Annotated in this window: 11 protein-coding genes; 5 read left to right on the top strand and 6 right to left on the bottom strand. The window is 69.6% G+C overall.

Going from position 1 to position 11,120, the window contains the following annotated elements; genetic code table 11:
* Positions 1-211: 211 nt before the first annotated feature.
* The 4 genes from AB0A74_RS41385 to AB0A74_RS41370 all read right to left on the bottom strand — a co-directional run bounded on the left by AB0A74_RS41385 (position 212) and on the right by AB0A74_RS41370 (position 4,483).
* Positions 212-1,882, bottom strand: a complete 1,671-nt coding sequence (locus tag AB0A74_RS41385) for a cytochrome bc complex cytochrome b subunit (protein WP_358258522.1) — start codon at positions 1,880-1,882, stop codon at positions 212-214.
* Positions 1,879-3,003: a ubiquinol-cytochrome c reductase iron-sulfur subunit gene (locus AB0A74_RS41380; RefSeq protein WP_358258520.1), complete on the bottom strand. Its 1,125-nt coding sequence runs from the start codon at positions 3,001-3,003 to the stop codon at positions 1,879-1,881. Before AB0A74_RS41380 ends, AB0A74_RS41385 begins: the two co-directional genes overlap by 4 nt.
* A complete protein-coding gene (locus tag AB0A74_RS41375; RefSeq protein WP_358258518.1) occupies positions 3,000-3,809 on the bottom strand; it encodes a cytochrome c in 810 nt (269 codons plus the stop codon). Before AB0A74_RS41375 ends, AB0A74_RS41380 begins: the two co-directional genes overlap by 4 nt.
* A gap of 65 nt (positions 3,810-3,874) precedes the next feature.
* Positions 3,875-4,483 (bottom strand): heme-copper oxidase subunit III, encoded by a 609-nt coding sequence (locus AB0A74_RS41370; RefSeq protein WP_358258517.1) that lies wholly within the window; start codon positions 4,481-4,483, stop codon positions 3,875-3,877.
* A gap of 84 nt (positions 4,484-4,567) precedes the next feature.
* Between AB0A74_RS41370 and AB0A74_RS41365 the strand changes: the two genes are divergently transcribed.
* From AB0A74_RS41365 to AB0A74_RS41350, 4 genes are read left to right on the top strand one after another with little or no spacing between them, the layout of a single operon-like run.
* On the top strand, positions 4,568-4,966 hold the full coding sequence (locus tag AB0A74_RS41365) for a hypothetical protein (RefSeq protein WP_358258515.1): 399 nt from the start codon (positions 4,568-4,570) through the stop codon (positions 4,964-4,966).
* 57 nt (positions 4,967-5,023) lie between these two features.
* A complete protein-coding gene (locus AB0A74_RS41360) occupies positions 5,024-5,434 on the top strand; it encodes a hypothetical protein (protein ID WP_358258513.1) in 411 nt (136 codons plus the stop codon).
* A 5-nt stretch (positions 5,435-5,439) separates the two neighbouring features.
* The gene (trpD, locus tag AB0A74_RS41355; RefSeq protein ID WP_358258511.1) at positions 5,440-6,495 is read left to right on the top strand and encodes an anthranilate phosphoribosyltransferase; all 1,056 of its coding nucleotides are present in this window, start codon (positions 5,440-5,442) and stop codon (positions 6,493-6,495) included.
* 54 nt (positions 6,496-6,549) lie between these two features.
* Positions 6,550-7,236: a lysophospholipid acyltransferase family protein gene (locus AB0A74_RS41350; protein WP_358258509.1), complete on the top strand. Its 687-nt coding sequence runs from the start codon at positions 6,550-6,552 to the stop codon at positions 7,234-7,236.
* Between the two features lie 173 nt (positions 7,237-7,409).
* Here the strand turns inward: AB0A74_RS41350 and AB0A74_RS41345 are convergent, their stop codons facing one another.
* The gene (locus AB0A74_RS41345) at positions 7,410-7,826 is read right to left on the bottom strand and encodes a cytochrome c oxidase subunit 4 (RefSeq protein ID WP_309112934.1); all 417 of its coding nucleotides are present in this window, start codon (positions 7,824-7,826) and stop codon (positions 7,410-7,412) included.
* Between the two features lie 12 nt (positions 7,827-7,838).
* On the bottom strand, positions 7,839-8,771 hold the full coding sequence (gene coxB / locus AB0A74_RS41340; RefSeq protein ID WP_358258507.1) for a cytochrome c oxidase subunit II: 933 nt from the start codon (positions 8,769-8,771) through the stop codon (positions 7,839-7,841).
* 220 nt (positions 8,772-8,991) lie between these two features.
* Between coxB and asnB the strand changes: the two genes are divergently transcribed.
* Entirely contained in the window at positions 8,992-10,920 is a 1,929-nt protein-coding gene (gene asnB, locus AB0A74_RS41335; protein WP_358258505.1) for an asparagine synthase (glutamine-hydrolyzing), read from the top strand.
* The last annotated feature ends 200 nt before the right edge of the window (positions 10,921-11,120 follow it).

Raw genomic sequence — 11,120 nt, 5'->3', positions numbered from 1 at the left:
TTTTGGCCCAACCCCGGGAAAGTGTGGTAGCCCTTCGGGCAGGCCATACGGGGAGGACGGAAAAGCCCAAAAGCGGGGGCGCTGCGCGCCCGAAAAATCAGGCGCTGCGCGCCCAGAAGCCAGACGCTGCGCGCTCGGAAAGCAGGCGCTGCGCGCTCGAAAGCGGAAGGCCCCGCACCGGGTGGTGCGGGGCCTTCCACTGTGTCCTTGCTCAGTCCTCCGGCTGCGAGGGCTTCCCGGCCAGTTCGCTCGACGGCTTGTTCTCCGCCGTCAGGGCGTCCTTCGGGCCGCCGTTCTCGCCGCGGGCTCGGGCCAGGGCCGCGGTTTCCTCCGGCGAGTCCGGGGTCAGGAAGCTGCCCGGGACCGGGTGGCCGGCCGAGCCCAGCTTGTTCATCTTCTTGGGCACCGGGGCGCCCTGGTAGGCCAGTTCCAGCGGGTGGCCGTGGTCGTCGACCGGGCCCAGGGGCTGGTGGACCTCGATGAACTCGCCGTGCGGCAGGCGCTTGATGATGCCCGTCTCCACGCCGTGCTCCAGCACTTCCCGGTCGCCGCGCTGCAAGCCGATGCAGATCCGGTAGGTGATGAAGTACGTGATCGGCGGGATCACCAGCAGGCCGATGCGGCCCATCCACGTCGTCGCGTTCAGCGAGATGTCGAACTGGTAGGCGAAGATGTCGTTCGCGCCCATGACCAGCAGCACCATGAAGTACGAGATCGCCATCATGCCCAGCGACGTCCGGACCGGCACGTCGCGGGGGCGCTGCAGCAGGTTGTGGTGCGCGTAGTCCTTGGTCATCTTGCGCTCGATCCACGGGTACACCGCCGCGATGCCGGTCAGCAGCGGCAGGCCCAGCATGAACGGCCAGAACGGCGCGGGCACCGTGTAGTCGCCCAGGTAGAGCTCCCACGCCGGCCAGATGCGGACCAGGCCGTCGGTCCAGCCCATGTACCAGTCGGGCTGCGAACCCGCCGAGACCTGCGCCGGGTTGTACGGGCCAAAGTTCCACACCGGGTTGATCTGGAAGATGCCGCCCATGATCGCGGTGACCGCGACGACGATGGCGAAGAAGCCGCCGCCCTTGGCCGCGAACACCGGCATGATCCGGACGCCCACGACGTTGGTCTCCTTGCGGCCCACCCCCGGGAACTGGGTGTGCTTCTGGTACCAGACCAGGCCCAGGTGCACCGCGACCAGGGCCAGGATGATGGCCGGGATCAGCAGGATGTGCAGCGAGTACAGCCTCGGGATGACCTCGGTGCCGGGGAACTCGCCGCCGAACAGCAGCCAGTTCAGCCAGGTGCCGATGACCGGGAACGAGATCAGCAGGGCCGCCATGACCCGCAGGCCGGTGCCGGAGAGCAGGTCGTCGGGCAGCGAGTAGCCGAGGAAGCCCTCGATCGCGCCGAGCATGAACAGCACGATGCCGATGACCCAGTTGACCTCACGCGGACGCCGGAAGGCGCCGGTGAAGAAGATCCGGAACATGTGCACGACGATCGCGGCCATGAACAGCAGCGCCGCCCAGTGGTGCACCTGGCGCACGAACAGGCCGCCGCGGACCTCGAACGAGATCTCCAGGGTCGACTCGAACGCCCGGGACATCTCGATGCCCTGGAGGTTGACGAAGGCGCCCTCGTAGACGACCTCCTCCATGGAGGGGTCGAAGAACAGCGTGAGGTACGTGCCCGACAGCAGCAGGACGATGAAGCTGTAAAGCGCGATCTCGCCGAGCAGGAACGACCAGTGCGTCGGGAAGACCTTGTTCATCTGGTGCCGCAGGCCCTTGGCCATGTGGAACCGGTCGTCCGCCCACTTCGCCGCACCACCCGCCGCGCGGGCGGCGGCGTTCTGCCGCTTTGTCGGCGTGGTGATGCCGCTCATGACTTACGCTCCCAGAACGCCGGACCCACAGCCTCGGTGAAGTCGCTGCGGGCAATCAAGTATCCGTCCTCGTCCACCGTGATCGGAAGCTGGGGCAGGGCACGGGTCGCCGGGCCGAACCGGGGCTTGCCGTAGTGGAAGACGTCGAACTGCGACTGGTGGCACGGGCACAGCAGCAGACCGGTCTGCTGCTCGTACAGCGAGGTCGGGCAGCCCAGGTGGGTGCAGATCTTCGAGTACGCGTAGAAGTCCCCGTAGTTGAAGTCCTCCTGGCCGTCCCGCTTGACCACCGACTGGCCGGGGCGCAGGCGGATCAGCATGACCGGGTTGTCGGCCCGCTTCAGGGCCGCGACCAGGGCGTGCTCGTCGTTCCGCTCCGACTCGCGGAACGGGAACACTGTTTCGAAACCGCCGGCGTCGAGGTCCTCGGGCCGGATGAGGGCCACCTCGTGGAAGTTGCCGGTGTGGCGGCGCAGGTAGACCTTCTCGCCGTTCTCCGACTTCCAGCCGGTGTGCCACAGCGATTCCTTGGTCTCGCTGTCGGCGTGCGGGTTGCGGATGAGGCTGCCCAGCGGCAGCGCCAGCACGCCCAGGCCCATGACGCCCGCGCCCAGGCCCGCGGTCCGCTTGATCAGCGACCGGCGGCCGAGGGTGGAGCGCTCGCCCGCGTCGGCCAGCGAGGCGACGATGGTGGCCTTGTCGACCTCCGACGAGCCGCCGTCGCCGCGCTGCTGGACCGCCAGCTCCTCGGGGATGAACTTCTTCGTGTAGAGCAGCGCGCCGACGCCCAGGCCCAGGATCGCGATGCCCAGGGTCAGGCCGATGACCGGCGTGTAGAGGCTGTAGAGGAAGTGGTGCTCGGTGTTGGGCGCCTCGTAGCGCCACGGCCAGAACAGGAACGCGGCGAGGAACGCCAGGCCGCCCAGCGCGGCGATGATGAACCACAGGGCGACCAGCCGCTCGGCCCGGCGCTCGGCCCGGGTGCCCTTGACCGGCCACCGGTCCTCGTAGTGGACCAGCTCGACGCCGTCCAGCTTCGTGCCGAGCTTGACCAGCTCGTCCCTGCTCATGCCGGCGAGCTCCGCCTCGCTCGGCAGGTCGTTCGGCTTCTCGCCGCTCATGCCTTGGCTCCGATCCAGAGGGTCACGCCGATCAGGGCGGCGATACCCACGATGAACGCGATCAGACCCTCCGAAACCGGCCCGAAGCCGCCGAGGGGGGCGCCGCCGGGGTTGTTGTTCCCGTCGGTCACCGACTTGATGTACGCGATGATGTCCTTCTTCTCCTCCGGCGTGAGCTGCCGGTCGGAGAACTTCGGCATGTTCTGCGGACCGGTGAGCATCGCCGTGTAGAGCTGCTCCTCGGTCACGCCGTCCAGGACGGGTGCGAACTTGCCGGACGACAGCGCCCCGCCGCGACCGGTGAAGTTGTGGCACGCCGCGCAGTTGAGCCGGAACAGCTCGCCGCCGCGGGCGGAGTTCTCGCCGCGCAGCGCCTCACCGCGCTCCGCGGGGGTCTCCGGGCCGCCGCCGCGGGTCTGGATGAACGCGCCGATGGCGTCGATCTCCTCCGCCGTGAACACGGCGGGCTTGCGCTGGGCCTGCGCCTCCTGGCGGGCCATCGGCATGCGCCCGGAGGAGACCTGGAAGTACACGGCCGCCTCGCCCACGCCGATCAGGCTGGGGCCGCGGTCCTCGACGCCGTCCAGGTTCTTGCCGTGGCAGGAGATGCAGGTGTTGTTGTAGAGCTGCTCGCCCAGCCGCACCTGGGCCGGGTCGTCCTGCGCCTGCGCGGTCTGCGGCTGCGGTGCCAGCGCGCTGAACAGGAAGCCCGCGGACAGCAGCGCGAAGCCCAGGGCGAGGAGGCCCGAGATCCGCCGGCGCAGCTTGGTGCCGCGCTTCCGGGCCCGTGTGGTGTTGGTGGTCATGTGTGCGGCAACCCTTGCTGGTGTGAGTTCGGGGTTCGTGCTGCTCGTCGGTGGTGCGAGCCTGGTCAGGGCACGATGTAGATGACGGCGAACAAGCCGATCCAGACCACGTCGACGAAGTGCCAGTAGTACGACACGACGATCGCGGAGGTCGCCTGGGCCGGGGTGAACTTGCTCAGCTTCGTGCGGACCAGCAGGTAGCCGAACGCGATCAGACCGCCGATCACGTGGAGGCCGTGGAAGCCGGTCGTCAGGTAGAAGACCGTGCCGTACGCCGAGCCGGGGATCGTGGTGCCCTCGTGGACGAGGTTGATGTACTCCCCCGCCTGGCCCGCCACGAAGATCGCGCCCATGATCAACGTGACCAGGTACCACCGGCGCAGACCGAACACGTCACCGCGCTCGGCGGCGAACACGCCCCACTGGCAGGTGAACGACGAGGCCACCAGGATGATCGTGAAGAACAGCGCGTACGGCACGTTGAGGTGCGTCGGCGCGGGGGGCCACGGTCCTTCGTTCTGGGCCTTCACCGTGAAGAACATGGCGAAGAGGCCGGCGAAGAACATCAGTTCACTGGACAGCCAGACGATCGTGCCCACGCTGACCATGTTCGGGCGGTTCAGCGAGTGCACGCGCGGGCCGATGGAGGGCGCTGCCGTTGTCACACGACGCATTATTGCTTGCAGGTTTTCGCCCCGCCCATCGGGTCCGGGGCAGGAGCAGTGGTCATCTGGGTCACACGGTCGGTGAGGGACGCCATGGGATTGCTGGGCCGGTTGCGTGATCGCTTGTCCCGCAAGGGCGAACCCGCACTGGAGATCGATTCACCGGGGCTGGTGGTGGTCGCCGAGGCGTTCGACGTCGCGGAGGCAGACTCGGCCGTGCTCGCCCGATCACCCGACCTCCGGACGGCTGACCCGGCGGTGCTGCGCCACCACCTCACCCTGCCCCCTGACCAGGTCGAACGCGCCCGCGAGCTGCTCGCGCCGGACGGCTGGACGTTGGTTCCCGGTGAGGTTTCCCACGCCCTGCGCGTGCAGGTGCTGACCGCGCTGTCGTGCGCGCAGGAGCGGTCGCGGATGGCGAGCCTGGCGCAGCGGCTGGGCGGCGACTGGATCGGTTGGGACGCTCTCCAGGTCCCGCAGGGGTCCGCCTGAGTGGGGCGGATAACATCACCTTCCACCTGGCACCCGACCCGCCGGAGGATCGCGCAGATGAGCACGCAGACGACCAGGATCCTGGTGTTCAGCCACCGCCCCGAGGTGCGTGAGACGATCATCACCGCGGTGGGCCGCCGTCCCGCGCCCGACCTGCCGCGCGTCGAGTACGTCGAGGCGGGCGGCGTGGCCGACGTCCTCTACGAGATGGACAACGGCGGCATCGACCTGGCGATCCTGGACGGCGAGGCGCAGCCGACCGGCGGCATGGGCCTGTCCCGCCAGCTCAAGAACGAGATCACCGACTGCCCGCCGATCGTCGTCGCGGTCCGCCGCAAGGACGACCGGTGGCTGGCCACGTGGTCGCAGGCGGACGCCGTCATCGTCCACCCGCTCGACCCGCTGGCCGCCGCCGAGACCGTCGCCGAGGTGCTGCGGTCCACGGGCGTGCCCGCGGTCCGGGGGTGACCCCGGTGGGGGACCGGACCTGGCCGCTGCTGCTCAACCGGCTCATCGACCGGGTGGACCTCGGCGAGCAGGACACCGGCTGGGCGATGGACCAGATCATGTCCGGCGCGGCGACCCCGGCCCAGATCGGCGCGTTCGCGGTGGCCCTGCGGGCCAAGGGCGAGACGCCGGAGGAGGTCGACGGCCTGGCGGCGGCGATGCTCAAGCACGCCCGCCGGTTCACCGTCGAGGGGCGCGCGGCCGACATCGTCGGCACGGGCGGCGACAGCTCCGGCTCGGTGAACATCTCCACCATGGCGACCCTGGTGGCCGCCGCCGCGGGCGTGCCCGTGGTCAAGCACGGCAACCGGGCGGCGTCGTCCAAGTGCGGCACGGCGGACGTGCTGGAGGCCCTGGGCGTGGCGATCGACCTGCCGCCGCTGGGCGTGCGGACGACCGTCGAGGAGCTGGGGGTCGGGTTCTGCTTCGCGCCGGTGTTCCACCCGGCGTTCCGGCACACCCTGGGGCCCCGGCGCGAGCTGGGCATCCCGACGTCGTTCAACCTGCTCGGGCCGCTGACCAACCCGGCCCAGCCGGCGGTCGGCCTGATCGGCTGCGCGCGGGCCGCCGCGGCCCCGCTGATGGCGGGCGTGTTCGCGCGGCGCGGCGGCACGGCGCTGGTCGTGCGCGGCGACGACGGCCTGGACGAGATCACCACCACGACGACCACGACCGTGTGGGTCGTGTCGGACGGGGCGGTGCGCGAGGACCGGATCGACCCGGCTGAGCTGGGCATCGCGGTGGCCACCCCGGAGGACCTGAAGGGCGGCGACGCGGCGGTCAACGCCGAGGTCGTGCGCGAGCTGGTGGGCGGCAAGCCGGGGCCGGTGCGGGACGCGGTGCTGCTCAACGCGGCCGGCGCCGTGGCGGCGCACTCCGGGTTCAGCGGCGACCTGCACGCGGACCTGCGGGCGGGGCTGGCCCGGGCGGCGTCGGCGGTGGACTCCGGCGCGGCGGCCGACCTGCTGCGGCGGTGGGCGGCGCGGTCCACCGAGCTGAAGGTTCGACTGGCGGAATCCTGAGTTCTCAGCCACCTTTTTGACCCGGCGGTAACTTCGACGGGGGATGCTGTTCCCATGCTCTACACGGTGATGAGGCGGGTCGTCGCGCCCACGGCGAGGCTGGTGTGGCGGCCCCGGGTCGAGGGTCTGGAGAACATCCCGGCGGACGGGCCGGTGATCCTGGCGTCCAACCACCTGTCGTTCATCGACAGCATCGTGATCCCGATGGTCGTGCCGCGCCGGGTGTACTTCCTCGCGAAGGCGCAGTACTTCGTGGGCAAGGGCGTCAAGGGACGGCTTTCCCGGTACTTCTTCGGCTCGCTGGGGCACGTTCCGGTACAGCGGGGTGTCGGTAGGGCGGCGCGGGCGTCGCTGGACACCGTGGCGACGATCCTGGCCCGCGGCGACGCGTTCGCCATCTACCCCGAGGGCACGCGCTCCCTGGACGGCCGCCTGCACCGCGGGCGCACCGGCGTGGCGCGGATGGCCCTGGAGTCCGGCGCGCCGGTCGTGCCGGTGGGCATCATCGGGACGGACAAGGTCCAGCCGGTGGACGCGAAACTGCCTCGCATCCGCCCGGTGACCATCCGGTTCGGCGAGCAGCTGGACTTCTCGCGGTACGCGGGGATGCAGGAGTCGCTGCCGGTGCTGCGCTCGGTGACCGACGAGATCGTGTACCGGATCCTGGAGCTGTCGGAGCAGGAGTACGTCGACAGCTACCAGAAGTCGGCCAGCCAGGAAGCCGGCCTCGACGCCGCCTGACGCGAGACGGAACCCGGGCGGACGGGGAACCCCGCCGCCCGTCCCCCACCGCCCCACCCGCGCACCCGCGCACCCGCGCACGCAGCGTCACCCCGCAAACGCAGCGCCACCCCGCAACGCGAAAGGGCCGCCCCCCGAACCCGGGAGGCGGCCCTTCTCAGCGTCAGCGCAGGTCAGTCGTGGTTCGGACCGGTGTGGTACTCGAAGACCAGGCCGCCCACCATGATCAGCACCAGCACGATGCCGATCACCAGCAGCCACACGTGCCAGAACGCGACCGCCACACCGGACACGGCGGCCGCCGCCGCCAAGCCCACCGGCCAGTACGACCCCGGGCTGAAGAAGCCCAGCTCACCGGCGCCGTCGGACACCTCGGCGTCCGCGTTGTCCTCCGGCCGCACCTCGATGCGACGCGCCACGAAGCGGAAGTACGTGCCGACGATGAGCGCCAGGCCACCGGTCAGCGCCAGCGCGACCGTGCCGGTCGGCTCGACGGCGCCCGTGTCGGCCCACGTCCAGTAGCCGTACACGACGGCCATCAGGAACGAGAACGCCATCACCAAGTCAAAAATGCGGGCTTCGACCTTCATCGCAGCGTCCTCCTACTTCCCGCCGCCGGACGCCTCGCGGACGGTCCGGTCGGTGTCGAAGGGCTTGGTCGTGACCGCGTACGGCGTGCACAGCTCGCCGCAGTTCAGCTCGGTCAGCGCCTCGGCGGCGCTGTAGGGCTGACCCGTCTTCGGGTTGTTCTTCTCGCGCAGCGACATGTAGCGGTCGAACAGGGCCGGTTCCAGGGCGCGGACCTCGAAGTTCATCACCGCGTGGTACACGCCGCACAGCTCGGCGCAGCGGCCCACGAACGAACCCGGGCGGTCGATCTTGGTGATCTCGAACGCGTTGTCCTGGTTGTTCTTCTTCGGGTCCGGGAAGACGTCCCGCTTGAAGTGGAACTCCGGCACGAAGAACGAGTGGATGACGTCGGTGGACTCCAGGTTGAACCGGATGGACCGGTCCGCCGGGACCACCAGCAGCGGGATCTCGCCGGACGTGCCGACGGTGCTCACCGGGGTGTTGTCGCGGTCGGTCTTGTAGTCCGGGTAGCGGAACTCCCAGTTCCACTGGAACGCGATCACGTCGACCGTCACGTCCGGGTTGTCGGACTTCTTCGTGACGTAGTTCTGGGTGACCGCGGTGAAGTAGAAGAGCACCGCGACGATGACCGTCGGAACGACGATGAGCACCAGCTCCAGCGGCAGGTTGTAGGCAACCTGGCGGGGCAGCTCCTCGCTCTTCTTGCGGTGGAACGCCACCGACCAGAGGATCAGCCCCCAGACGATCACACCGACCGCGAGCGCGGCGATGACCGACCAGGTCCACAGCTCGCGCATCCGCTCCGCCTGCGGCGTCACGGCCACCGGCCAGCCGAAGCGCAGCACCTCTTCCGTGGAGCAACCCGTGGCCCCGACGCCGACCAGGCCGACCAGCCCGACGACCTTGGCCAGCCGCGCTGCCCTGGTGCCCTCCTTCAGGCCCACTGCTCGCCGCCTCCTCGTTGAAAGCTCACCGCCGCCACAGGAGACGGCATCAGACACAGGCAGGGATGAGACAACGCCCCTTGCCGGATCATGCGGGAGCGTAGCTCAGCACGGTGGGTCCCACCCCTCGGGGGGAGCCCCCGACCGGTGCAGTTTCGGTCACACAAAGGCACCCCGGCATACTGGGAGCTTCTCCACACCCCACGAAAGGTGCGACGGCGTGTGCGGCCTGCTTGGACTGGTTTGCCCTGGCGAGAACGAAGCGGAGCAGGCGCGCTCGGCAGTGGCGCACGCGATGCGCTGCCAGCGCCACCGCGGCCCTGACGAGACGGGCACCTGGCAGGGCGGCGAGGTCGTCTTCGGCTTCAACCGGCTCGCCATCATCGACATCGAGCACTCCCACCAGCCCCTGCACTGGGGCCCGCCGGAGGCGCCGGGTCGCTACACCATCAACTTCAACGGCGAAATCTACAACTACCTGGAGCTGCGCGCCGAGCTGACCAAGGAGTTCGGCACGGCGTTCGCCACCGACGGCGACACCGAGACCATCGTCGCCGCCTACCACCACTGGGGCCCGGCGGCCGTGGCGAAGCTGCGCGGCATGTTCGCGTTCCTGATCTGGGACAACCAGCGCAAGGTGGTCTTCGGCGCGCGCGACCCGTTCGGCATCAAGCCGCTGTACTACGCGACCGGCCCCGGCGGCGTGGCGTTCTCCAGCGAGAAGAAGTCGCTGCTGGAGCTGACCCAGACCCTCGGCATCCGCCCCGAGCTGGACCGCAAGGCCCTCCAGCACTACCTGATCCTGCAGTACGTGCCGGAGCCGGAGTCGCTGCACACCCAGATCCACCGCATCGAGTCCGGCACGTCGTTCACCGTCACGCCCGGCGGCAAGCCCGTGGTCGAGCGGTACTTCCCGGCCACGTTCCGCCCGCGCGCCGTGCACGGCGACGCCGACGCGAACCGGCTGTACGACGAGATCACCGAGGCGCTGCGCGACTCCGTCGCCAAGCACATGCGCGCGGACGTGACGGTCGGCTCGTTCCTGTCCGGCGGCATCGACTCGACCGTGGTCGCGGCCCTGGCCAAGGAGCACAACCCGGACCTCATCACCTTCACCACCGGCTTCGAGCGCTCGGGTTACTCGGAGATCGACGTGGCGGCCGAGTCGGCGGCGGCGATCGGCGTGAAGCACGTGGTCAAGGCCGTGACGGCGCAGGAGATGATGGACGCCCTGCCGCTCATCACGTGGTACCTGGACGACCCGGTGGCCGACCCGGCGCTGGTCCCGCTGTGGTTCATCGCCCGCGAGGCCCGCGAGCACGTGAAGGTCGTCCTGTCGGGTGAGGGCGCGGACGAGCTGTTCGGCGGCTACACGATCTACCGCGAGCCGCTGTCGCTGGCCCCGTTCGAGAAGGTGCCGGGCGCCCTGCGCAAGGCCATGGGCAAGGTCTCGACCAAGATCCCCCAGGGCGTGCGCGGCAAGGACCTGCTGCGCCGGGGCGCGCTGACCCTGGAGGAGCGCTACTACGGCAACGCCCGCATCTTCCTGGACGACCAGCTTCGCCAGGTCCTGCGCTCCTACGACCCGAACGTGTCGCACCAGGACGTGACGGCCCAGCCGTACCGCGAGAGCCAGGGCTGGGACCCGGTGACCCGCATGCAGCACGTGGACCTGTTCACCTGGTTGCGCGGCGACATCCTGGTCAAGGCCGACAAGATGACGATGGCCAACTCCCTGGAACTGCGCGTGCCGTTCCTGGACCCGGAGGTCTTCCGCATCGCCTCGCAGGTCCCGTCGGAGCTGAAGCTGACGAAGGAGACGACGAAGCACGCCCTGCGCCGGGCGATCCGCGACATCGTCCCGCCCCACGTCCTCAACCGCCGCAAGCTGGGCTTCCCGGTCCCGATCCGGCACTGGCTGAAGGACGAGATGCACGACTGGGCGGTGGACCACGTCCACAAGAGCCAGACCGACCAGTACATCGACAAGAACGCGGTCCTGCGCGTCATCGAGGAACACCGCTCGGGCGTGGCCGACAACAGCCGCCGCATCTGGGCACTGCTGGTCTTCATGATCTGGCACGGCATCTTCATCGAAGGCCGAATCCGCCCCGTCATCCCGGAGCCCCACTACCCGGTCAAACTCTGACACCAACAGGGGCCCCGCACCCACTCGCGGGGCCCCACCCCGATCGCAGCCCCCCACCCCGATCGCAGCCCCCCGCCCGATTCGCGGGGCCCCGCCGGGTCACCACCCAACCCGGGCTTCTTGCTTGTGTCATCTCCGTATGGCCTGCCCGAAGGGCTACCACACTTTTGGCCGGGTGCAGCCGAATTTTTTGTGAGGAA

Source organism: Saccharothrix sp. NPDC042600 (genome assembly GCF_040647305.1).
GTDB lineage: Bacteria > Actinomycetota > Actinomycetes > Mycobacteriales > Pseudonocardiaceae > Actinosynnema > Actinosynnema mutabilis.
This window is presented reverse-complemented; position numbering and strand designations above follow the sequence as displayed.